General features: G+C 73.3%; 18 protein-coding genes, 1 tRNA gene and 1 riboswitch. Of the genes, 9 read left to right on the forward strand and 10 right to left on the reverse strand.

All coding sequences use genetic code 11. The annotated features are described in order from the left end of the window. The first annotated feature begins 282 nt into the window (after nucleotides 1-282). Nucleotides 283-2,751 (forward strand): phosphoribosyltransferase, encoded by a 2,469-nt coding sequence (locus OG711_RS27695; protein WP_405675000.1) that lies wholly within the window; start codon nucleotides 283-285, stop codon nucleotides 2,749-2,751. Continuing rightward, complete coding sequence (locus OG711_RS27700) at nucleotides 2,748-3,602, forward strand: HAD family hydrolase (protein WP_329561128.1); 855 nt, start codon at nucleotides 2,748-2,750, stop codon at nucleotides 3,600-3,602. Before OG711_RS27695 ends, OG711_RS27700 begins: the two co-directional genes overlap by 4 nt. On the opposite strand, the gene OG711_RS27705 is transcribed toward OG711_RS27700, so the two are convergent. Further along, nucleotides 3,517-4,197: a DedA family protein gene (locus OG711_RS27705; RefSeq protein WP_329561130.1), complete on the reverse strand. Its 681-nt coding sequence runs from the start codon at nucleotides 4,195-4,197 to the stop codon at nucleotides 3,517-3,519. The genes OG711_RS27700 and OG711_RS27705 overlap by 86 nt on opposite strands. A gap of 132 nt (nucleotides 4,198-4,329) precedes the next feature. Here OG711_RS27705 and OG711_RS27710 point away from each other — a divergent pair, with 132 nt between their 5' ends. Continuing rightward, on the forward strand, nucleotides 4,330-4,524 hold the full coding sequence (locus OG711_RS27710; protein WP_329564274.1) for a hypothetical protein: 195 nt from the start codon (nucleotides 4,330-4,332) through the stop codon (nucleotides 4,522-4,524). Continuing rightward, on the forward strand, nucleotides 4,515-5,159 hold the full coding sequence (locus tag OG711_RS27715; RefSeq protein WP_329561132.1) for a response regulator transcription factor: 645 nt from the start codon (nucleotides 4,515-4,517) through the stop codon (nucleotides 5,157-5,159). The genes OG711_RS27710 and OG711_RS27715 overlap by 10 nt, the downstream gene beginning before the upstream one ends. Nucleotides 5,160-5,197: 38 nt before the next feature. Here the strand turns inward: OG711_RS27715 and OG711_RS27720 are convergent, their stop codons facing one another. The 3 genes from OG711_RS27720 to OG711_RS27730 form a co-directional block, all read right to left on the reverse strand. Then, entirely contained in the window at nucleotides 5,198-5,419 is a 222-nt protein-coding gene (locus tag OG711_RS27720) for an FmdB family zinc ribbon protein (protein WP_073793521.1), read from the reverse strand. Nucleotides 5,420-5,502: 83 nt separating this feature from the next. Further along, complete coding sequence (locus tag OG711_RS27725; RefSeq protein ID WP_405675003.1) at nucleotides 5,503-7,086, reverse strand: coiled-coil domain-containing protein; 1,584 nt, start codon at nucleotides 7,084-7,086, stop codon at nucleotides 5,503-5,505. Nucleotides 7,087-7,205: 119 nt separating this feature from the next. Continuing rightward, nucleotides 7,206-8,021 carry a DUF4097 family beta strand repeat-containing protein gene (locus OG711_RS27730; protein ID WP_329561134.1) on the reverse strand — a complete coding sequence of 272 codons (816 nt, stop codon included), beginning with the start codon at nucleotides 8,019-8,021 and terminating at the stop codon, nucleotides 7,206-7,208. A gap of 391 nt (nucleotides 8,022-8,412) precedes the next feature. Between OG711_RS27730 and OG711_RS27735 the strand changes: the two genes are divergently transcribed. Continuing rightward, nucleotides 8,413-8,484: transfer RNA gene (locus OG711_RS27735), tRNA-Val, on the forward strand. 84 nt (nucleotides 8,485-8,568) lie between these two features. Here OG711_RS27735 and OG711_RS27740 read toward each other — a convergent pair. Beyond that, nucleotides 8,569-8,913, reverse strand: a complete 345-nt coding sequence (locus OG711_RS27740; RefSeq protein WP_073793518.1) for a hypothetical protein — start codon at nucleotides 8,911-8,913, stop codon at nucleotides 8,569-8,571. Nucleotides 8,914-9,081: 168 nt separating this feature from the next. Between OG711_RS27740 and OG711_RS27745 the strand changes: the two genes are divergently transcribed. After that, complete coding sequence (locus OG711_RS27745; protein WP_073793517.1) at nucleotides 9,082-9,324, forward strand: DUF2277 family protein; 243 nt, start codon at nucleotides 9,082-9,084, stop codon at nucleotides 9,322-9,324. Between the two features lie 121 nt (nucleotides 9,325-9,445). On the opposite strand, the gene OG711_RS27750 is transcribed toward OG711_RS27745, so the two are convergent. The 4 genes from OG711_RS27750 to OG711_RS27765 form a co-directional block, all read right to left on the reverse strand. Further along, nucleotides 9,446-10,081 carry a DedA family protein gene (locus tag OG711_RS27750; RefSeq protein ID WP_073793516.1) on the reverse strand — a complete coding sequence of 212 codons (636 nt, stop codon included), beginning with the start codon at nucleotides 10,079-10,081 and terminating at the stop codon, nucleotides 9,446-9,448. Nucleotides 10,082-10,601: 520 nt separating this feature from the next. Beyond that, nucleotides 10,602-11,057, reverse strand: a complete 456-nt coding sequence (locus tag OG711_RS27755; RefSeq protein WP_073793515.1) for a DoxX family protein — start codon at nucleotides 11,055-11,057, stop codon at nucleotides 10,602-10,604. Between the two features lie 390 nt (nucleotides 11,058-11,447). Continuing rightward, nucleotides 11,448-13,220, reverse strand: a complete 1,773-nt coding sequence (locus OG711_RS27760) for an alkaline phosphatase D family protein (protein WP_329561138.1) — start codon at nucleotides 13,218-13,220, stop codon at nucleotides 11,448-11,450. A 146-nt stretch (nucleotides 13,221-13,366) separates the two neighbouring features. Beyond that, nucleotides 13,367-14,062, reverse strand: coding sequence for an HNH endonuclease family protein (locus OG711_RS27765; RefSeq protein ID WP_073793514.1), 696 nt, complete (start codon nucleotides 14,060-14,062; stop codon nucleotides 13,367-13,369). Nucleotides 14,063-14,693: 631 nt separating this feature from the next. On the opposite strand from OG711_RS27765, the gene OG711_RS27770 reads away from it, so the two are divergent. Both OG711_RS27770 and OG711_RS27775 read left to right on the forward strand, forming a co-directional pair. Continuing rightward, the gene (locus OG711_RS27770) at nucleotides 14,694-15,275 is read left to right on the forward strand and encodes a TMEM165/GDT1 family protein (RefSeq protein ID WP_073793513.1); all 582 of its coding nucleotides are present in this window, start codon (nucleotides 14,694-14,696) and stop codon (nucleotides 15,273-15,275) included. Nucleotides 15,276-15,460: 185 nt separating this feature from the next. Then, entirely contained in the window at nucleotides 15,461-16,120 is a 660-nt protein-coding gene (locus OG711_RS27775; RefSeq protein ID WP_266514973.1) for an HAD-IA family hydrolase, read from the forward strand. A gap of 159 nt (nucleotides 16,121-16,279) precedes the next feature. Here the strand turns inward: OG711_RS27775 and OG711_RS27780 are convergent, their stop codons facing one another. Further along, nucleotides 16,280-17,983: a peptidoglycan-binding domain-containing protein gene (locus tag OG711_RS27780; RefSeq protein ID WP_329561143.1), complete on the reverse strand. Its 1,704-nt coding sequence runs from the start codon at nucleotides 17,981-17,983 to the stop codon at nucleotides 16,280-16,282. A gap of 707 nt (nucleotides 17,984-18,690) precedes the next feature. Between OG711_RS27780 and OG711_RS27785 the strand changes: the two genes are divergently transcribed. Beyond that, nucleotides 18,691-20,736 (forward strand): DHA2 family efflux MFS transporter permease subunit, encoded by a 2,046-nt coding sequence (locus OG711_RS27785; RefSeq protein ID WP_399502427.1) that lies wholly within the window; start codon nucleotides 18,691-18,693, stop codon nucleotides 20,734-20,736. 976 nt (nucleotides 20,737-21,712) lie between these two features. After that, nucleotides 21,713-21,783, forward strand: a riboswitch (cobalamin riboswitch). The last annotated feature ends 128 nt before the right edge of the window (nucleotides 21,784-21,911 follow it).

Consider the following 21,911-nt stretch of genomic DNA (forward strand, 5'->3'; position numbering starts at 1 on the left):
ACCAGCGGCCGATCGGGGCCTACCAGCGGCCGATCGGGGCCTGTCAGCGACGGATCGGGGCCTGGCGATCGCGGATCAGGCCCTACCGGCGGCGGATCGGGCCCTACCGGTGGTCAAGGGACCTCAGGAGACCGTGAGCCTTCGGCAGCCCACGAGCCCCCGGGCGGTCAGGAGCTCTCCGGCGGCCATGAGCTCCCGGGTGATGACGAGCTGTCCGGCGGCCACGACCTCTCGGACAGCCACGACCTCTCTGCCGGTCAGAGGCTCTCGGACGGTCACGAGCTGAGGCAGCTCCTCGGGCTCGCGCTGCGCCGCAATCCCAAGCGCGCCCACCTGCTCGTGTCGAACGTGCTCGGCAAGCACGTCCCCCGGTCACCCGCCGTCGTCCACGGACACGGCCATGAGCTCGGCCGCCGGGTGCTCGCCCTCCTCGGCCCCGAAGAGGCCCGCCGGGCCGTGGTCCTCGGGTACGCGGAGACCGCGACGGGTCTCGGTCACTGTGTCGCCGACGGGATCGGCCTCGCCCCCTACCTCCACTCCACCCGGCGCCCCGTGCCCGGCGTCGCCACCGCCGCCGGGTTCGAGGAGGCCCACTCCCACGCCAGCAGCCATCTGCTGCTCCCCGAGGACCCCGCGCTGCTCGCCGGGGACGGACCCCTGGTGCTGGTGGACGACGAGTTCTCCACCGGCAACACCGTCCTCAACACGATCCGCGCCCTGCACGCCCGTCATCCCCGTGAGCGGTACGTCATCGTCGCGCTGATCGACATGCGGTCGGCCGAGGACCGCGGACGGCTCGACGCGTTCGCCCGCGAGATCGGCGCGCGGGTGGATCTCGTGGCCACCGCGGCGGGCACGGTGCGGCTGCCCGACGACGTCCTGGCGAAGGGCCAAGCCCTGGTCGCCCGGTATGAGACCGTGCCCCCGGCACCCGACGAAGCCGTACCGACGCCGACGCCGACGACGCCAGGGGCAGTCCCCGCGAGCGGGCGGAACGCGGCCACCCATCCCACGCCCGGGCGCCCCACGACCGCGCCCGTCGTCCGCGCCGCCCTCGACTGGCCCGTCGGGATCCCCGACGGCGGACGGCACGGGTTCACCCCCGAGCACCAGGCCCGGCTCGAATCCGCGCTCCCGGCGATGGCCGCACAGCTCGCCCCCCACCTCCGCCCCGCGCCCGGCACGACCCGCCCGCGGGTCCTCGTCCTCGGCTTCGAGGAACTCATGTACGCCCCGCTCCGGCTCGCCACTGCGCTGGAGAACCTGCTCGACGCGGACCTCTTCTTCTCCACCACCACCCGCTCACCCGTCCTCGCCGTGGACGACCCCGGCTACGCCATCCGCAGCCGACTGGTCTTCCCCGCTCATGACGACCCGGGCGACGGACCCGGCACCCGCTACGCCTACAACGTGGCCGGCGCGGGCTTCGACACCGTCGTCGCCGTCGTCGACTCCACCGCGGACACCCCCGCCCTGCACGCCCCCGACGGGCTCCTCGCCCAGCTCGCCCGGCACACCTCCCGTGTCGTGCTGGCCGTCGTCCCCTCGTACATACCGCCCGCCGCGACGCGCGCCCCCGAAAGGCCCCCCATGCTCCCCGAGCCCCTCCGCGGCCCCGACTTCTCCTCCTACGCCTCCGAGGACGTGGGCTGGCTGCTCCAGGACCTCTCCTCGGTGCGGCTGGAGGCCCCCACCGAGGAACGCGAGGAGGCGATCCAGGCGGGCGGCGCCCACTACGCCGAGTCGCTGCCCGTCGAGTACCAGCCGAGCCCCCAGTACCAGGAGCTGTTCCACAGCGCCCTCACCGACGCGGCCCAGCGGATCGCCGGGGCCGTCGGCACCGTCACCGACATCGTCCTCGCGGAGCGCTCACCCCGGCCCGTCCTGGTCTCCCTCGCCCGCGCCGGAACGCCCGTCGGCGTACTGATGCGGCGCTGGGCCCGGCACCACCACGGACTCGACCTGCCGCACTACTCCGTGTCCATCGTCCGGGGCCGGGGCATCGACACCAACGCGCTGCGCTGGCTCGCCGCCCACCACGACCCCGCCGACATCGTCTTCGTCGACGGCTGGACCGGCAAGGGCGCCATCACCCGCGAACTCGCCCAGGCCCTCGAAGACTTCCAGGAGAGCACCGGCATCCGCGGCTTCGACCCCGGGATCGCCGTCCTCGCGGACCCCGGATCATGTGTACGCACCTACGGCACCCGTGACGACTACCTGATCCCCTCCGCCTGCCTCAACTCCACCGTCTCCGGGCTGATATCCCGCACCGTCCTGCGCGCCGACCTCGTCGGACCGGACGACTACCACGGCGCGAAGTACTACCGCGAACTCACCGGCGCCGATGTCTCCACCGACTTCATCGACCGGATCGCCGCCCGCTTCGACGAGGTCGCCGAGGCCGTCGCCGGGCGGGTCAAGGAACTGCTCGCGGCCGACCGGTCACCCACCTGGGAGGGCTGGGCCGCCGTCGAACGCATCAGCGAGGAGTACGGCATCCACGACGTCAACCTCGTCAAGCCCGGCGTCGGCGAGACCACCCGTGTCCTGCTGCGGCGCGTCCCCTGGAAGATCCTGGCCCGCGCCGACGCCGGGAGGGATCTCGACCACGTACGGCTCCTCGCCGAGCAACGCGGCGTCCCCGTCGAAGAGGTCCCCGGTCTGCCGTACACCTGCGTCGGCCTCATCCACCCCCGCTTCACCCGCGGCGCCACCGGCTCCGACGGCAAGTCGGTGGCCGCGCGATGAACACCGCACCCCACCGCACACAGGACAGCGACCCCCGCTCCGTCCTCGTCGCCAGTGACCTCGACCGCACCCTCATCTACTCCGCCGCCGCACTCGCCCTGGACGTCCCCGACGCCGAGGCGCCCCGGCTGCTCTGCGTCGAGGTCTACCAGGGCAAGCCCCTGTCCTACCTCACCGAGACCGCCGCCGCGCTCCTGGACGGACTCGCCCGCACCACGCACTTCGTCCCCACCACCACCCGCACCGTCGAGCAGTACCGCCGCATCCATCTCCCCGGGCCCGCCGCCCGGCACGCGATCTGCTCCAACGGCGGCCAGATCCTCGTGGACGGGGAGCCCGACGAGGAATGGCGGCGACAGGTCACGGGACGCATCGCGGACGAATGCGCCCCCCTCGAAGAGGTCCGCGCGCATCTGCGACACACCGCCGACCCGGCGTGGCTGCTCAAGGACCGCGTGGCCGAGGACCTCTTCGCCTACCTCGTCGTCGACCGCGCCCTGCTCCCCGGGACCTGGGTCAAGGACCTCAGCGCATGGGCGGGACCCCGGGGCTGGACCGTCTCCCTCCAGGGCCGCAAGATCTACGCCGTCCCGAAGCCCCTCACCAAGAGCGCCGCGCTGCGCGAGGTCACCCGGCGCACCGGAGCCACCCGCGTCCTCGCCGCCGGGGACTCCCTCCTCGACGCCGATCTGCTGCTCGCCGCGGACCGGTCCTGGCGACCGGGCCACGGCGAACTCGCGGACGAAGGCTGGCAGGCGCCGAACCTCACAGCTCTTTCTGAGAGGGGCGTCGCTGCCGGCGAGACGATCCTGAGGAGCCTGACCCGCGCCGCTGCCCCGGACCGGGCTTGAACATCCGCACCACCACGAAGAGGATCACCGCGAGGACGGCCAGCACCAGGACCACCTTCGAGTACGCCGAGACGTAGCCCGTCACCTCCGTCCAGTTCTCGCCGAGCAGATACCCGGCCATGACGAAGATGGTGTTCCAGATCGCGCTCCCGAGCGTCGTCAGCCCCAGGAACACCGGGATCGACATCCGCTCGATACCCGCGGGTATGGAGATCAGGCTCCGGAAGATCGGGATCATCCGCCCGAAGAACACGGCCTTCGTGCCATGGCGGGTGAACCACGCCTCGGTCTTCTCGATGTCCGCGACCTTCACCAGCGGCAGCTTGGACGCTATCGCGATCATGCGCTCGCGGCCGAGCATCGCCCCCACGCCGTAGAGGGCCAGCGCACCCACGACCGAACCGGCCGTGGTCCACAACAAGGCCGCCACCAGATTCATCTGGCCGGTACTCGCGGCGAATCCGGCCAGCGGCAGGATCACTTCACTGGGCAGGGGAGGGAAGAGGTTCTCCAGCGCGATGGCCAGTCCGGCACCTGGGGCGCCGAGCTGGTCCATCAAGCCGTTGATCCATTGTGGAGCGCTGCTTTCGATCATGTCTCCACGGTAGGAAATCTGAGCTGAAGGCACACTGAAGCGGACCACATCGTTACGGTGGTACGCGCCACAGGGAAGAACTGCGGTTTTCCACAATGTGCCGGGACCCGCCGGCTGGCTACCGTGATCGACGTGGACACAGTCGTACGCGGCGGGCTCAGACTCGCCACCGGACTCGTGCTCGGCGCCTGCACCGCGGTCGCCGAGCTGATATTCGTGCTGCTCACGGGTCTGGCCCGCAGAGCCGCCGCGCTGGACGGGACCTTCGATGTCGACAGCCCGGTCGGCGGACCGACCGTGATCACCGTGAAGCTGCCGTGCGGCTGATCCTGGCCGAGGACTCGACGCTGCTGCGGGAGGGTCTGGTGCGGCTGCTCGCGGAGGAGGGCCACGAGGTGCTGGCGGCCGTGGGCGACGCGGTGGCGCTGCTGGCCGCCGTCGAACGGGAGCGCCCGGACGTCGTCGTCGCCGATGTCCGGATGCCGCCGACCCACAGCGACGAAGGGCTCCGCGCGGCGCTGGAGATCCGGGACCGCTGGCCGGGTGTCGGGGTCCTGGTGCTGTCGCAGTACATCGAGAAGCGCTACGCCACGGAACTGCTCACCGGGCAGTCGGAAGGGGTGGGATATCTGCTGAAGGACCGGGTGGTCCAGGTCGACGAGTTCCTGGACGCGTTGGAGCGGGTGGCCAAGGGCCGGGCGGCCTTCGACCCGGAGGTGGTCCGCCAGCTCCTCGGCGGCAGCCCGCACGCCGATCTGCTGGGCCGGCTGACCGCGCGGGAGAAGGAGGTACTGGCGGAGATGGCGCAGGGGCACACGAACGCGGCGATCGCCGGGCGGCTGCACATCTCGCAGAGCGCGGTCGAGAAACACATCAACGCGATCTTCGACAAGCTGGAGCTGTCGGGGGAGTCCGGCTACTCGCGCCGGGTGCTCGCGGTCCTCCGCTATCTGGGGACATGAGGGCCACCGGGACCCGGCATGCCCCCCCGCCGTGGGGTTCAGCCGCAGCAGCCGCCCCCGCAGCATCCTCCGCCGCCGCCCGAGGCGGGACCGGGCGCGGGAGCGGCGGCGGACGAGCCGCCGACGGCCACGGTCGACAGGAGCTTCACGGTGTCGTCGTGACCCACCGGACAGGCGGCGGGGGCGGCGGACTCGGCCATGGGACGGCTGAGTTCGAAGGTGTCGCCGCAGGTGCGGCAGCGGTACTCGTAGCGGGGCATGGGGACAGGCTAGCGGGCGGACGGCCGGTGCCGCGCGGGTGCTTCGGGCCATCCGGGGCGGTGCGGGCGCGGTAGGGGTCGGTTCAGGCGGTGGTGCCGCGTTCCTCGCGGATACGGGACACCACGGTGGCCACCGTCTGCCGGACGGCCTCCAGCTCGGTCAGGAAGTGCCAGTAGTCCGGGTGGCGGCCTTCCAGGGTGGCGATGGCGAGCTCCAGCCGCCGTACCGACTCGTCCAGGGGGCGGGCGTGCCGGGGGTCGGGTGTGTGCCGGTCGGCCATGGCGAGGCGCTGGGCGTCCCGGATGGCGAAGCGGGTGCGGTCGATCTCGTCCTGGGGGTCCTTGGCGACGGCGTTGAGCCGCTGAAGGCGGTTCCCGGCGGCGGAGACGGCCTCGTCGGTGGAGTTGAGGAGGGCGCGGACGGTGGAGAGGAGGGAGGTGGCGTCCGGCCAGCGCTGGGCGTCGCGGGCGGCCTGGGCCTCGGCGAGCTTGGTCTCGGCCTGCCGGACGGTGGCGGCGGCCTGATCCGGCACCTGCTGGAGGTCCTGCCAGCAGGCGATGGTGAAGCGGCGGCGCAGCTCGCTGAGGATCGGTTCCACCTGCTCGGCGCGGGTGGTGAGGGCCTGGGCGCGGGTGCGCAGCGACACCAGGCGGCGGTCGGTCTCGGCGGCGCGCTCCGGGAGCCGCTCGGCCTCGGCCCGTACCGCCTCGGCGTCGCGGGCGACGTGCTCGGCACGCTGGAGGGTCTCGGGGACGCCGTGGCGGCCGGCCCCCTGGTTCAGCCTGGTCAGCTCGGGGGCCAGTGCGGCGAGGCGGGCGGCGAGGTCGTCGGCCCGCAGTCCGGCGGCCCGGGTGGCGTCGAGGGCGTTGCTCGCGGCGAGCAGGGACTGCCGGGCGCGCTCCACGGCGGGTGCGAGCCGGGCGAGCTGGGTCTCGGCCTTGTCGAGGAGCGGGCCGAGACCCTGGGTGAAGCGGTCGAGGTCGTCCTTGACCTTGTTCAGGGCGTCCCGGGCCTGGGTGAGCTCGGCGCGGGCACGGGAGGCGGTGGACGCCTCCAGATCGTCCCGGTCGAGGTCATGCGCGTCGACGGCGGCGATGTACTGGTGGCTGACCTCGTCGATACGGGCGCTCAGATCCGTGAAACCGGAGACGGCGCCGCGGGCCGGGGGCGAGTCGTCGACGGCGGTGATGGTCTCTATGGAGATCCGCAGATCGCGTTGCGCGGAGTCCAGTTCGTAGAACGCGGCGGCGGCGGCGTCCTTGGCCGCCTGGGCCTCGGCGCGCTGGCCCTCGCCGCGCCCGCCGAACCAGCGGCGGTTCCCGCCGCCCGAGAAGGCCGCCGGGAGGGTCACGGCGGCGAGCGCGAGCAGGGGAAGGGGCAGCAGGGCCAGTGACAGGAACCGACGGACGGCGGAACCGCCCGTCCCGGACCCATGACCGGACGCGTGGCTCTTCACGGGTGCGGTGGGGTGCGGACGGGCGCTGCTTGTGTCGCCGGGTGTGGCGGGGCGGGCGGTCCGGGGAACCGGCGCCGGGGTATGCGACGCGCCGGGGTCGGAGGGTCCGGCGGGCGGCACCGGGCCGGGTGCCGGGGAGTCGGGCCCGGCGTGCGGGTCCGTGGGGGTCGGTGGGCGTGGGGGATCAACGAAGTGGGGGGTGTGCAGCATCTGCCGTGCTGTCGGTGTGTACGGCTGCGATGGTGTCGCCGTCACTTCCCTCTCCCGTGCTGTGGTCCGCCGTGCCCGGTGTCATTGTCCCACCGGACCGGCGCGAACACACGGGGCGTTCAGTCCGCGTTCCGTACCGTGACACTTCCGTCGTTGCTCCGGGCGGACACGACATGGGCGCTGCGCCCGTCGCGGGGGACGGAGACCTTGACGCTGCCGTCGTCGCTCTTGGCGGAAACCGCGTAGGCGGTTCCGCCGCCGTCGCCGCTGTCGCTGTCTCCCGCGCGCGGGAGAGTGACCTCGACGGAGCCGTCGTTGCTGTCGGCGGTCACCCGGTCCGGGACGACGGCGAGCCGGAGCCGCACGGAGCCGTCGTTGGTGTCGGCCTTGACCTGCCGGGAACGCAGTCCGTCGGTGTGGATGCTGCCGTCGCCGCTGTGCAGGGTGAGCGGCCCGGTGGTGTCCGCGACGCGGACGGAGCCGTCGTCCGTGTCGATGCTGAGCGGGGTGCGGAAGCCGGAGGCGCGGACGGACCCGTCGTCGTTCTTGACCTTGACGGTCACGTCCCGGGGGATCTCGATCCGGTGTTTCAGCGCGCAGTCGGCGACGATGCCGGAGCAATGGAGACGGAGCTTGAGCCGGTCGTCCCGCATCGACCAGCTGACCGAGGGTTCGGAGCCGACCGCGACCTTGCCTTTGAACCAGCGGGTGACCTCCACCTTGTCGATGTCGGCGGGGACGAGTTCGAGTGCGGAGTCGTCGGAGTCGACGGTCAGGGTCCGGCCGGTCAGCGCGAACGAGCGGTGCTCGGGCGAGGTGTCGTCCTCGGGATCGGAGGTGCAGCCCGTGGCGACCAGGCCGAACGCCATGGTTCCGGCGGCGACGGCGAGCAGTGACGCGCGGCTCCGGCGTGGGCGGCTGGTACGAACGGTCATAGGAATCCCCCCTGGGACATGGCTGCGGCGGTACCCCGGTGCCTGGCCGGTCACGGTCGTCGGACACCGCCGCCACCGGGGTACTCCGACCGTAGGGAGCGGGGCGCCGCAGGGGCATCCGGGCCGCTACCGGAACGGGGGTGGGGATAACCCCCGCCCTCGGGACCCCGGGCCTCGGACTCCCGGGACCTCGGCTCCCGGCCCCCGGACCCCCGGCCTCGGGACCCCGGCGCGCTGTCCCCCCGCCATCCCGCCCTCCCCGGCATCCCGTCCCCAGCCCGCAGGCTCGGGACCGGTAGCGGATCGGACGGGGGCGGGGACGTCAGGACGGTCCCCGGGAAAGGTGTTTGCGGGGCAGGGGCGGCGGCAAGGTAGGCTGTCGACTCATTCCGGGCGCGTAGCTCAGTGGTAGAGCGCTGCCCTTACAAGGCAGATGTCGGCGGTTCGAAACCGTCCGCGCCCACCGGATGAAGCAGTACGAAAGCCCCGGTACTCCCTGTTCAGCAGGGTGCCGGGGTTTTTCGCGTGCCGTGTCGCCGGGCCGGTGTCACGGGGGCGGCTGGGGCGGGGGAGCGGCGCTCTGTTTGAGGGTCATGCGGGCGTCGACCTTCTGGGGGGCGGTGACCTCGGTCCAGAAGCGATGACACGTGACGAAGACTGCGAGCTCGCGTTCACGGGCGCGGAGCTTCTCGACCTCGGCCTGCTCGTCGGGTGACCAGCCGGGGGACGCGGGGCGTTCGATCCTGCGCCAGCTGGTGTCGTCGCTGAAGCCGTCGAGGGGCTCCACCGACCAGGGCAGGCGCTTCAGCAGGTCGAGGAGTTCCGCGCGCACCTGATGCAGCTCCTCCTGACCTGCGAGGAGATCGCTCGGGAAGTCGTAGGTCGCAGCCACGCGGTAATGGTACGCCTGTTCGATTTGGTGGGGCGACTTCCGCGATCGGTGGGCCGGGGGTGGGGTGGCGGGTCGCTGGGGCGGCGGGCCGGCGGACCGCCGGTGGTTGCCGGGTGCGGGGGAGTGAGGGGCGGGACAGGGGGTGGGTGGGAGAGGGACACTGGACGTATGTGCCGCAGCATCAAGACTCTCCGTCCGCCCGCCATCCCCGAAGAGGCCACCGAGGACGAGGTCCGGGCCGCCGCTTTGCAGTATGTGCGGAAGGTCTCCGGCTTCCGGGCCCCGGCCGCCCATAACCGTGAGGTGTTCGACGCGGCTGTGGACGCGGTGGCGGCGGCCACCGCCGATCTGCTCGCCGGGCTGGAGGTCCGGGGGAGCGGGATCGCTCCGCGCGCTTCCTCGCGGGTGTGAGTTCTTCGCCTCCGGCGTCACCCGGCCCCGTGCGGGTCACCGTGCGTTCGGGTCACCGTGCGTGCGCGACGGCCATGGGTGCGGGGCGGTTGCGGATAAGTGATTCGCCGCGCCCGGTGGGTCAGCTCGCCGCCGGGGTGCTCGCCGCCGGGGCGGGGCGGCGTACGACGTAGGCGGCGCCCGCGCCCGCCGCGAACAGCGCCAGCAGGGAGAACCCGGCTCCGAGCCAGGTCGCGCCGAGCCACTGCGCGCCCATGTAGCCGAGGCCCACGCTGTACGCGGCCCACGCGACACCCGCGAGTGCCGACCACGGCAGGAACTCGCGGATCCTGCGCTGGGCCGCCCCCGCGCCGAGCGAGACGATCGAACGGCCCGCCGGGGCGAACCGTGCGATCACCACGAGCGCGCCGCCGCCCCGGGCCAGTGCCGAGCCGAGCCGCGCCTGGGCGGAGGTCAGCCGCCGGGAGCGGGCGATGGCCCGGTCGAAACGGGGGCCGCCGCGTCGCGCCAGCCGGAACGCGCAGAGGTCGCCGAGCACCGAGGCGGTGGCGGCGCACAGGATCAGGACCAGGATGTCGGGGACGTCGTGCGGGACCTGTCCGGTAGCCGCGCCGGTACCCGCCGCCGCGGCAGTGGCGGCGGTGATCACGAGCACCCCGCTGGGCAGCACCGGGAGGAACACGTCGAAGAGGACCGACACCCCTACCAGGGCGTAGATCCATGGGCTGCCGGTCAGCGGCCCCACACTCTCCAGCACCGATACTCCCCCGGTCGGCATCGCGATGCCGCAGTGTCCGCGAGGTGCGGCAGTGTCGGCGCTTGGTGACAGCCATACAGCGTACGCGGCAGGTGACGTGCGTGATCCATCGGGGGCTCAAGTGTTCTCCACACCGTGTTCACCTCGTAGCCGTGCGTATGGCTGGAACTCGCCGTTGCGCAGCAGGGGGTCGAGCTGTACACGGACGGCGGCCGGACGTACGGACCGGTCGGACCGGAACGCCGTGCCGGTACGTCTTCGGGCGGGGCCGGTCCCGCGCGGGCGTCCTGGGCCGCGCCTTCGCACCGCCCCTCCGCGGGCGCTGCGGGCGGCGGAGCGACCTGGCGGACCGTCGTCCGTACCGGGCAAACGGGCGAGGCCCGTCGGCGGGTGCCGACGGGCCTCGTGGTGGTGACAGGCGCGACGCCGTGTGGGGAGCTCGCCGTCTGGGGGCGGCGAGCCGGTGTCGTCCTGGGGGTCGTACCGCTGGCCGGGATGGTCCGGACCAGGGGCGGTCAGATCAGGCCGAGGCCGTCGCGGTCTTCCGGGTCCGCTGCCGGGTCCCCGTGTCACGCGAGCGTGAGGCGAGGAGCCGGTCCAGCCCGAGGGCGCCGGAGCCGGTGAACACCAGCAGCAGGAACGCCCAGCAGAACATCGCCGACGCCTCCCCGCTGTTCTGGAGCGGCCACAGGGCCTCCGGCTGGTGGACCTTGAAGTACGCGTACGCCATCGAGCCCGAGGAGACGAACGCCGCGGCGCGGGTGCCGAGGCCGATCATCACCAGGCCGCCGCCGACGAGCTGGATGACGGCGGCGTACCAGCCGGGCCAGGTTCCGGCGGGGATGGTTCCGCCGCCGTGGGCGCCGCCGAGAACGCCGAACAGGGAGGCGGCGCCGTGGCAGGCGAAGAGCAGACCGACGACGATCCGGAACATTCCGATGGCGTAGGGCTGGGCGCGATCGAGACGACCAGTCATGTGGGGGGACTCCTTCGGTGTGGTGGGGGACGTAACCGAACGGAGTCATACGCTAGGAGTGCCGGAAGAGTGCTTGCAAGTTCAACATTCGGCCATAGATCGGCCTTCTCGTACGGGTTTCCGCGCGTTGGGCAGCCCTTCCGTCGGCCGCCGCACGCGCGGTGCGCACTCCCTCCGGCGGTCCGCCCCGGTGGCCGTCCGATCACGCGGAGTGAGGGGTGAGTGCTGCTGCCCGCGCGATCATCCCCAGGTGCACCAGGCACCCCCAGGGCGCCCGGCGCGCCGGGCGTCCCCAGTACTCCCGATGCCCCCGAGCGCTCCCCGTACGCGTACCTCTCCCGTCACCTCTCCCGTACGCGCGCCCTCCCGCGCCCGCCCGCACCGAGGCCGCTACGGGGTGAGTTCCGTCTCCCGTACCGTCTCCAGCCGGGCCCCGCCCTGCGCGTGTTCGCGTGCCTGGTCCAGTCTCAGGACCGAGGTGCGGCCCCGCAGGGTGAGTGTCATCAGCTGGTTGCCGAACCACGGGCCGCCCCGCTTGCGCCACCTGAGGCCCCGGGTGCCGGACCGGGCGTGGCCCGCGAAGGCCCGGCCGAGGGCCTGGGCCGGTCTGCTCCAGCCGAAGCGGAATCCCCAGGTGATCGACGCGGGAACGGAGTTGTGCACCGGAGAACAGGTCAGTTGCAGGACGCGGGCGGCGGGCGCGGAATCCGCGGGCCAGTGGGTGGGTTCCGCGAGGTACGCGTGGTGGACGTCGCCCGACAGGACGTACACCGAGGCGGGCGCCGACGGGCCCGAGCCCGCCTCCGCGATCAGGTCCGTCAGCCAGGCGAACGAGTTCGGGAAGGCCGCCCAGTGCTCCAGGTCGGCGCGGCGGCGCAGCCACTCGCCGAACCGTGCCCAGCGCGCCCCCCGGGTGCCCCGGCACAGCGAGGCGTCCCACTCCTCCGCGTCATGCACCAGCGGCGGCAGCAGCCACGGCAGCGAGGTACCGATCAGCAGATGGTCGTACGAGCCGGGGGTGTCGAGGGCCTGGGCGCGCAGCCAGTCGGCCTCGTCCGGGTCGACCATCGCCCGGTTCTGCTCGTCCAGCACCCGGGCCGCGCGGGTGTCGATCATCAGCAGCCGCGTCCGGCCGAAGTCCCGGCGGTAGCTCCAGCGCACGGCGGCCGGGTCGGCGTCGGCGCGGGCGGCGAAGGCCCGCAGCGCGTCGCTGCCGTCGGAGGCCTCGCGCACCTGGGCGTACAACGGGTCCGCGGCGAGTTCGGCCGGGGCCAGATTGCCCAGGTGCTGATGGACCCAGTACGACATGAGGCCGCTGAGGATGCGCTCGTTCCACCAGGGGGTGGCCCGCATCTCGGCGAGCCAGGACTCGCTGGTGTTCCAGTCGTCGATGACGTCATGGTCGTCGAAGATCATCAGGCTCGGTACGGTCGAGAGCAGCCAGCGGACCTCCGGGTCGAGCCAGGACTCGTAGTACAGCCGGGTGTACTCCTCGTAGTCCGCGACCTGGTCGCCCGGCGGCTCGGTCAGATCGCGGCGGGCGGCGAGCCAGCGGCGGGTCGCGGGGGAGGTCTCGTCCGCGTACACCTGGTCACCGAGCAGGAGCAGCACGTCGGGGCGGGGCCCGTCCGGGTCGGCGGCGAGCCGGGCGGCCAGGGTGTCCAGGGCGTCCGGGCCGACCGGATCCTTCTCCCCGTCGGGCGGCGCCGCCCAGCGGCAGGAGCCGAACGCCACCCGGACGGTACCGGTCTCCGCGTCCGTACCATCGCCGGCGTCCCCACCGACCCCCGCGCCCGGAACCTCCTCAGCGCCGGCCCCCGCGCCCGCGCCCGTGCCCGTACCGGCCCCGGCATCCGTACCGGAACCCGGGGCCCCCGGGGTGGTGATCGTGGAGGGCGGGAACGCGGCGAGGGCCGGATCGGCCGCGGGCCACACCCGTGCGCCGTCGAGCAGGACCTCGTAGGCGGTGCGGGTGCCGGGGGTCAGGCCCCCGACCGTGACCAGCGCGTAGTGATGGCCCTCGATCTGGAACGTACGGGCCGAGCCGACCGCGCCGTCCGCGCAGCGGACCTCGGCGGTGCAGGGGCGGCCCGCCTCGACCCAGACGGTCGCGGACGATCCGTCGACATACCTCAGCAGTGGTCCCAGACGCAGCGTCGCCACGGTGTTCACCCTCCTCCGTCGTCCCCGTACGGTACGGAACGACGGGCGGTCACGGGGAGGTTCCGGCACGGCGGGCGCACCGCCGGGGCCCCGCCGGGTGACGGGTGCCGCGCCCCGGGGTGCCGGGGCGCGGACCGGGCGGGCGGTCAGCAGCTGTTGAGGATGTTCCCCAGGGCGGTCTTCTCGGCGGTGTCGATCTTGAGGTCGTAGTGCTTCTTCACATGCACCCACATGCGCGCGTAGACGCAGTTGTACGAGGAGGTGGGCGGCAGCCATTCGGCGGGGTCCTTGTCGCCCTTGGCCTGGTTGACGTTGTCGGTGACCGCGATGAGCTGGGGGCGGGCGAGGTCGTTGGCGAAGGCCTGGCGGGTGCTGGTGGTCCAGCCGCTGGCGCCGGAGCGCCATGCCTCGGACAGCGGGACGACATGGTCGATGTCGACGTCGGACGCGGCGGTCCAGGTGGCGCCGTCGTAGGGCGAGAACCAACTGCCGGAGACGGCGGCACAGCTGGCGTTCTGGACGACGTTGGTCCCGTCCCGTTCGAGGACGACCTCACGGGTGTTGCAGGCGCCGGACACGGTGCTCCAGTGCGGGAACTTGTCGCGGCTGTAACCGGCCGACGAGCCCTCGGCGGCGACGGTGAGCTGGGTGAGGTAGGTCCGGGCGGTCGCCGCGCTGACCGGGGCCGGGGGAGCGGCCTGGGCGGGCGGCCCGGTGAGCACGGCGACGGCGGACAGGCTCGCCGTCAGCGCCACGACGGCACCGAGACCGCGGCCGCGGAGGAGGGATCGGGTGCGGGTGGGACCGGTGGATGAGGTGCGACGCGCGTAGAGGCCGGACATGAGGGCTCCCTTGGAAGTGGGGGGCAAGGCCCCTGGGTGGGGCGCGGCCACGCCGGCGCCCGGGGGTTGCCGGAGCGTGGTCGCCAGGTAACAGGGTTGCGTCATGGGCACGACACATCAAGGGGGTGACGGAGGATCATGTCCCTTGTGGGGTCGAATGGTTGTGAAATGTTCCGGCCCGGGCGGTTCGCGCGGACCGGGGTACGCCGTCGCGCGCGGGGCGGGAGTGCCGGGTGGGGTGCGGTGTGCGATGCGACCCGGTACGGCACGGTGTGACCCGGTACGGCATGGTGCTGTACGGCGCGGTGCGATCCGTCCCCGGCCCACGTCGCCCGGCCGCGTCCCCCGCCGTGACCCATGTCCCAGGGCGGGCGGGTCCGGCCTCCCGTACCATGGGTGGCGCAGAAGGGGAGTAGCTCTTCGCCGGACCGTCGACATACTGCTCAGCTCGTCTGAGCCGGCGCCCGGAGGCGGAGCCCTGATCCGGGATCGACCGGACCGGGCCCGTCAGCGAGACCTTCGGCCAGCAGTGCTGTCGTGCGCACCACCCGTGCGCGCGTCCGAGCGCTGCCGTGCCGAGGTGTCGTACGCGGTCGCTCTCGGCGGGGCAGCCCCGACCGATTGAGGAACCTTGATCAGCATCAGTGTGACGGCGCTCGTGTTCGGCGTCGTCTTCCTTGCCGAGCTGCCGGACAAGACGGCACTCGCCGGACTCGTCCTGGGGACGCGCTACCGCGCCTCGTACGTCTTCGCCGGGGTCGCCGCCGCGTTCGCCGTCCACGTCACCCTCGCGGTCGCCGCGGGCAGCGTGCTGACGCTGCTCCCCGGGCGGCTGCTCAGCGCCATCACCGGTGTGCTGTTCCTCGGTGGCGCGGCCGTGCTGTTCCTGAAGAAGAGCGACGGCGACGAGGAGATCCGCCAGCCCGCCGACCAGAGCTTCTGGAAGGTCTCGGGGGCCGGGTTCATGCTCATCCTGATCGCCGAGTTCGGTGATCTGACGCAGATCATGACCGCCAACCTCGCCGCCCGCTACGACGACCCGCTCTCCGTCGGACTCGGTGCCGTGCTCGCGCTGTGGACCGTCGCGGGGCTCGGGATCGTGGGCGGCAAGGCGCTGATGAAGCGGGTGCCGCTGACGCTGATCACCCGGATCGCCGCGCTGCTGATGCTGGGGCTGGGCGTCTGGAGCCTTTATGAGGCGGTGGCGGGCTGACCGTCCACTTTGTATACTCGTGAAACAAATGGCTCCGCCCGCACACCCCTGACCAGCGGGCGGGGCCGTTCTTCCGGGAACGGTTCCGGCGCGACCGCCCGGGCACGTCCCTGCCCGCCGTGACGGCGGGCCACGCGAACCGCGCGCGATGACCTCGTCCGCGGCCCGTCCCTTTGGAGCTGCTGATGACGGCCACGACCGTGCTGACCGCCCGTGCCCTGCTGCTGGACATGGACGGGACCCTGGTGAACTCCGACGGCCCGACCGAGCGGGTCTGGCGGCGCTGGGCCGCCGCGCAGGGGCTCGACGGGGACGCCGTCATGAGCGTGGTGCACGGCCGGCAGGGTCAGGCGTCCATGGCCGCGCTGCTGCCCGACCGGCCGATGGAGGAGAACCACCGGGACAACGCGCGTCTGCTCGCCGAGGAGAGCGCCGACATGGACGGTGTCGTACCGGTGGCGGGGGGCGCGGAGTTCCTGGCCTCGCTCGCCGCGGTGCCGCACGCGCTCGTGACCTCCGCGCCGCTGCGCCTGGCCGAGCGGCGGATGTCCGCCGCCGGGCTGCCCGTGCCTTCGGCCCGGATCACCGCCGAGTCGGTGGGCGCCAGCAAGCCCGACCCCGAGGGATTCCTCAAGGGCGCCGCCGAACTGGGTGTCCCCGCCGCGGACTGTGTGGTCTTCGAGGACTCCGAGGCCGGGATCAGAGCCGGACTCGCCGCCGGGATGCAGGTCGTCGGGATCGGCCCCCGGGCCCGCGCGCACGGACCGACCGTCCAGGTGGACGACCTCACCCGGGTACGGGTGTCCCGCGCGGACGACGGGACCGTGACGCTCCACATCGGCTGACCCGCCCCACCACCCGGCCGCCCTGCCCGACCCGCCCGACCCGGCCGTCGGTCATCGGCCGAGCCGCCCGTCCGTCCGTCATCGGCCCCGGACTCCCTCACGGGGGCCCGGGGCCGACGTGTGCCCCGGGCCGGGCCGGTCGTCCCCCGGCTGCCCTGTTCAGTCGTCCTCGTCGTCCTCACGGCCGCCGCTTCCGCCGCTCCCGTCGCTTCCGCCCCGCCCGCTACGGCCGTCGCCACCGCTGCCGGACCCGGAGGTCTCGCCTTCGAGGCTGCGGCGGGTGGCCGGGCCGTAGCTGCCCATCTCCTGCGGGACGCCCCGGGCGATCTGGTAGCGGATCAGGGCCTGGGAGACCTCGGAGTTGAAGACGCCGTTCTGGGCGCCGGTGTAGAGCCGCAGCTCCCACAGCCGCCGCTGGAGTTCCTGGACCGCCGCACCGCGGTCACCCACCCGCAGCGTGCCGTCCGTGACGGGCGGGGGCGCGGGCGCCGGTGCGGACGTGGTCGGCCGGGCGGTGTCGCGCGGGGCCGACGGGGACGCCGAGCCCTTCTTGTCGGGAGCCTTCGACGGGGTCGCCGTACCCCCCGGCTTCAGCGGCTGGGTGGAGGTGGGGGAACCGGCCGACGGGGACGCCGACGGCGAGGTGCTCCCGGTGGCCGGGCGGGGCGGCCGGGACACGGGGTTGCCGACCGGTGCCGTGTCCGGTTCCTCGGTGGCCGGGATACCGGTGTCCGGGACGCTGGTGTCCACCTCGGGCAGGGCCTTGTCGTGCGTCGGTTTGTCGTAGCTGAACAGTCCCGCGGTCACCGCCGCGACACCCGCCGCCGCGACCGCCATTCCCGAGGTGGCGATGATCGCGAGCCGGCGCCGCCGCTCCCGCGGGTCGGGCTCCTCGTGCTGCCCCGCACCGGGCGGCCCCGCGTAGACGGCGGCCGTCGTGTCGAACCCGGTGCCGGAGGGGTGCGTCCGCTCCGGGGGCGGGGTCGGCCGTACATCCGTCGCGGGCTGCACGACGGGCCAGGTGACCGGCGCGGCACCCTGTCGGTTCGCTGCCGCGGGGTCCTGGCGCGGGGCCGGGGCGGGCGGGGTCGGCAGGGGCGGCGGGGGGCCGGGCGGCGCGGGATGCGGACGGGGCGCGTCCGGGTCCGCCAGCGGAGGCAGCGGTCCGGCCGGGGGCATCGGGGTACCGGCGTGTGACGCGGTGCCGGGCGCGGTGGCCCTGCCGTGCGCGTCCGGTGCGGTGGCGTTGGCGGGGGCTTCGCCCGACGCGGCGGGTCCGGGGCGGGGTTCGCCGTCGGGTGTCCCGGGTGCGTTCGAGGTGCCTGGGGCGCTTGCCGTGCCCCGGGTGCTTCCCGTGGGCGGTGCGCCGGGGACGGACGGGGTGCCGGTCGGGACCGGTGTCGCCGGTGTCCCCGGTACGGCCGCGCCGCCGGGTATGTGCGGGGCGCCGGGTATGGGCGGGGTGGCCGCCGCGGCGGCCGCCGCCGCGCTCGCGCCCCGGGCGCGCAGCACACCCGCGCCCGGACCCGCTCCACGCCCCGTCACCGCGGGCCCGGCCGCCGGAGCGGCGCCGGGTGCGGCGCCGGGACGCCGTACGGACGGGGTGCCGGGCGGCGTCCCGGGACCGGTGGCGGGGGCGGCGGGGGTGCCGCGCCCGGGGGACGGTGCCGACGGGTTCGGCCGGGTACGGGCGGGGTACGCGGGCGGCGGCACCGTGGGCAGCGGGCCCTGCCGGGGCGGCGGGACGGCGCCCGCGCCGCTCACCGTCCCGGCGACGGCACCCGGACCGCGCAACGCGGGCGGTACGGGACCGGGGCCTCCGGGCGTCGTCCCCCGGGGGCCGGGCGCGGGGCGCGCGGTCACGCGGGGCAGCGGACGGGTGGCGTCCGAGCCGTCCGCGGACGCCGGTACGGCACCGGTACGGGGAACGCCCCGGCCCCGGCCGCCCTGAGCGTTCCCCTGGCCCTGATCCTGGCTCTGGCTCTGGCCCGAGCTCTGGTTCCCGCCCTGGTGGCTCTGCCCTGGGTGGCTCTGCCCTGCGTGGTTCTGACCCCCTGGGTGGCTCGGGCCCTGATGCCCCGGGCCCTGGTGCCCCGGGCTCTGGCCGGAGGCGCCCCGCCCGGAGCCCTGAGCAGCGCCCGCGCCCGTGCCGGTGACCGCGCCTGCGGCGGTACCCGTACCCGTGGCTGTGCCCGGGGGCGGGGGCGGGGGCGGGGGTCCGGGAGGTGCTCCGGCTTGCGCGGGGGCCGGGTCCGGGCCGTGGCCGACGTACGGGCGCACCTGGAGCGGGTCGAAGTGCTGTGCCCGCGCGGGGGGCCGGGCGTCGCGCGCCGATTCGTCGGGACGCGTCGCGCATCCGCAACTGCCCTGTGCGCCGGCCCCCCAGGGCGTACCGCACCGAGGACAAGCCTGTCCGTTCACCGTCTGGGTCCCCTCCCTCTGTTTGAGGGTGATTATCCAGACAACCGGTTCGGCCCGCAGGCGAGCGCCCCAACCGCCCGACAGGCCGTCCCCGGGCACACCCACCACCATGGGAGAGGCGGTGTCCCCGAGCGGGCCGAGGAGTGTCCATGACGCATGACGCCCACGGGGCGAGCGGCACGCACGCGCGGCTCTCGGGCAAGGGCGAGAACCGGCTCGACCGTTCTGTCCTGGTTTCGATCGGTGCGTTGCTGCTCGGGATGCTGCTCGCGTCCCTCGACCAGACCATCGTGTCGACGGCGCTGCCCACGATCGTCAGCGACCTCGGGGGGCTCGACCATCTGTCCTGGGTGGTCACCGCGTATCTGCTGGCGTCGACCGCCGCGACCCCGCTGTGGGGCAAGCTCGGTGACCAGTACGGCCGAAAACGACTCTTCCAGACCGCCGTCGTCATCTTCCTGATCGGTTCCGCGCTGTGCGGGATCGCGCAGAACATGCCGCAGCTCATCGGGTTCCGCGCGCTCCAGGGGCTCGGCGGCGGCGGGCTCATGGTGCTGTCGATGGCGATCGTCGGGGATCTCGTCCCGCCGCGGGAGCGTGGCCGGTACCAGGGGCTGTTCGGTGCGGTGTTCGGCACCACGAGCGTGCTGGGTCCCCTGCTCGGCGGGGTGCTCACCGAGCAGCTGAGCTGGCGCTGGGTGTTCTACGTCAATCTGCCGCTGGGCGCGGTCGCGCTGGTCGTCATCGCCACCTCGCTGCGCATCCCGCGCCGGGACACCCGGCACACCATCGACTACCTCGGCACGTTCCTCATCGCGTCCGTCGCGACCTGTCTGGTGCTGGTCGCCTCGCTCGGCGGCACGACCTGGGCATGGGACTCGGCGCCGATCATCGGTCTCGCGCTGCTCGGACTGCTGCTCGCGGTCGCGTTCGTCGCGGTGGAGCGGCGCGCGGCGGAGCCGGTGCTGCCGCTGAAACTGTTCCGCGTCCGTACGTTCACGCTCGCCGCGGTGATCGGGTTCATCATCGGCTTCGCGATGTTCGGCGCGATGACGTACCTGCCGACCTTCCTCCAGATCGTGCGCGGGGTGACCCCGACGATGTCCGGCGTGCACATGCTGCCGATGGTCGTCGGGCTGCTGCTCTCGTCCACGGTGTCCGGGCAGATCGTCAGCCGCACGGGCCGCTGGAAGGTGTTCCCCGTCGCGGGGACCGGGATCACCACGATCGGGCTGCTCCTGCTGCACCGGCTCGACGCGCACACCGGTACCGCGGAGACCAGCGCGTACTTCTTCGTGTTCGGGCTGGGGCTCGGACTGGTGATGCAGGTCCTGGTGCTGATCGCGCAGAACTCCGTGACGTACGAGGATCTCGGGGTGGCCACGTCCGGGGTCACCTTCTTCCGGTCCATCGGGGCGGCGTTCGGGGTGGCCGTGTTCGGCTCGGTCTTCGCGGGGCGGCTCCAGGACGCGCTGGCCGACGCGCTCGCGGGACGGAACCTGCCGGCCGGGGTCGATCCCGCGTCCCTCGCGGCCGATCCCCGGGGGCTCGACCAGATCCCGGCGGCGCTGCGGCCCGCCGTGCTCGACGCGTTCTCGTCTTCCATCACCGAGGTGTTCCTGTACGCGGCGCCGGTCGCGCTGCTGGGCTTCGTGCTCGCGTGGTTCTTCCACGAGGACCCCTTGCGGGGGTCGGTACGGGTGCCCGACGGCACCGAGACGTTCGCCAGCAATCCGGTGCAGCGGTCCTCGTACGACGAGTGCGTACGGGCGCTGTCCGTGCTCGGGACGAGAGAAGGCCGGCGGCACGTCTACGTGACGATCATCCAACGGGCCGGGTACGACCTGCTGCCCGCGGCGGGGTGGCTGGTGCTGCGGGCGCGGCGGGACGGGGGTGCGGACCCCGCGATGCTCGCGGAGCGGGCGGGGGTCCCGCTCGGGGTCGTCACCGCGGCGGCGCGGCAGGTGGAGGAGCGGGGGCTCGCGGTGCGGGACGGGCTGGCGCTGGTGCTCACCCCGCGGGGGCGGGAGGTGGGGGAGTCGCTGGCCGCGGCTCGGGAGGCGTCGTTGGCGGAGATGCTGGGGGACTGGTGGGGGCCTGGGCGGCCGACGGATCTCACCTTGCTGGTGAAGGAGCTGAGCGGGGAGCTGTGCGGGTCCGACGCGGAACGGCCCCGGGGCCCCGAGGAGCCCTGACCCGGGGTCCCCCCTCACCGGGTCGCCCCCGTGCCCCTTCCCCGTACCCCGGTTCCGGGCGAACTTGTCCCCGTACGGGTCGCCTTCGCTCGCGCTCCTGGGTTCTCCCGGCTGGACGCACTTGTTCCTGTGCCGTCGTTCGGTGGGTGCGCAGTTCCCCGCGCCCCTGGGGTTCTGCCCCTTCGGGCTTGTTCGTCGGGTGCGGGGCCGTCCTCGTTTTTGCGCAGTTCCCCGCGCCCCTGGGGTTGCGCCTCTTGCGGTTCCCGTTCGGGTGCGGGTGGTTCTTGGTTGCTCGCGCAGTTCCTCGCGCCCCTGGGGTTCCATACCTGGACGTACTTGTTCCTGTGCGGGTTGGACGGGGGTGCGCAGTTCCCCGCGCCCCTGGGTGGTGCCCCTTCGGGCTTGTTCGTCCGGTGCGGGTCTGCTCTCGTCTTTGCGCAGTTCCCCGCGCCCCTTTGGGGGCGCCCACCTGGGGCTGTCGTCAGGGTGCGGGCTGTCAGCGACCGGGGTCGGGGTTCAAACCACCCTCATCCCGCACTCGCTCGGCTACGGGAGGGGGTGGGCGGGAATCTCTGCTCGCAGACTCCGATGCTCTTCAGTAGGACCACTGGACGTGTTACCGAGCGTGTCGGATCGAGGACGGAGAATCCCGACCGGCACCGACCCGAAGAACAAGCAGATGGCGCCCCAAAGGGGCGCGGGGAACTGCGCGAAAACGACGAGCGACGGCACAGCAACGAAGTGCGTCCAGCACAAGAAACCCAGGGGCGCGGGGAACTGCGCACCCCACGAGCGACGGCACGGGACAAGTGCGTCCACCCGGACAGACCTCACAAGCGCAAGCGAAGGCGACCCGCGGGGAACCGCGAAACCACCGAGCGACGACAAGGGAAACAAGTACGCCCAGCACAGGGAACCTCGGAAGCGCAAGCGAAGGCGGCCTGTAAGGTTGGGGAGTCGTATCGCGCCCGTACGGGGGGAAGCCGGTGTAAATCCGGCGCTGACCCGCAACCGTGAGCCGCCCGCAAGGGCCCAGCCGGAATGCCCCGCACGGATCGTGACCGGCTCAAGCCACCGGGAACCGGTGACACGCACCGTCGAGGCAAACGGAGCCGAGCCGCCCAGGTGCCCACACCCCGCGCACCCGCGCGCCCGGCTCCCCGCAAGGGAGAGGC

It is taken from the genome of Streptomyces uncialis, from assembly GCF_036250755.1.
Lineage (GTDB): Bacteria > Actinomycetota > Actinomycetes > Streptomycetales > Streptomycetaceae > Streptomyces > Streptomyces uncialis.

What these genes read in the sequence shown, in the direction of transcription:
- OG711_RS27700 (WP_329561128.1), top strand. Translation starts at nt 2,748, where the DNA reads ATGAACACCGCACCCCACCGCACACAGGACAGCGACCCCCGCTCCGTC.
- OG711_RS27705 (WP_329561130.1), bottom strand. Translation starts at nt 4,197, where the DNA reads ATGATCGAAAGCAGCGCTCCACAATGGATCAACGGCTTGATGGACCAG.
- OG711_RS27720 (WP_073793521.1), bottom strand. Translation starts at nt 5,419, where the DNA reads ATGCCCCGCTACGAGTACCGCTGCCGCACCTGCGGCGACACCTTCGAA.
- OG711_RS27725 (WP_405675003.1), bottom strand. Translation starts at nt 7,086, where the DNA reads ATGCTGCACACCCCCCACTTCGTTGATCCCCCACGCCCACCGACCCCC.
- OG711_RS27730 (WP_329561134.1), bottom strand. Translation starts at nt 8,021, where the DNA reads ATGACCGTTCGTACCAGCCGCCCACGCCGGAGCCGCGCGTCACTGCTC.
- OG711_RS27745 (WP_073793517.1), top strand. Translation starts at nt 9,082, where the DNA reads ATGTGCCGCAGCATCAAGACTCTCCGTCCGCCCGCCATCCCCGAAGAG.
- OG711_RS27755 (WP_073793515.1), bottom strand. Translation starts at nt 11,057, where the DNA reads ATGACTGGTCGTCTCGATCGCGCCCAGCCCTACGCCATCGGAATGTTC.
- OG711_RS27765 (WP_073793514.1), bottom strand. Translation starts at nt 14,062, where the DNA reads ATGTCCGGCCTCTACGCGCGTCGCACCTCATCCACCGGTCCCACCCGC.
- OG711_RS27775 (WP_266514973.1), top strand. Translation starts at nt 15,461, where the DNA reads ATGACGGCCACGACCGTGCTGACCGCCCGTGCCCTGCTGCTGGACATG.
- OG711_RS27785 (WP_399502427.1), top strand. Translation starts at nt 18,691, where the DNA reads ATGACGCATGACGCCCACGGGGCGAGCGGCACGCACGCGCGGCTCTCG.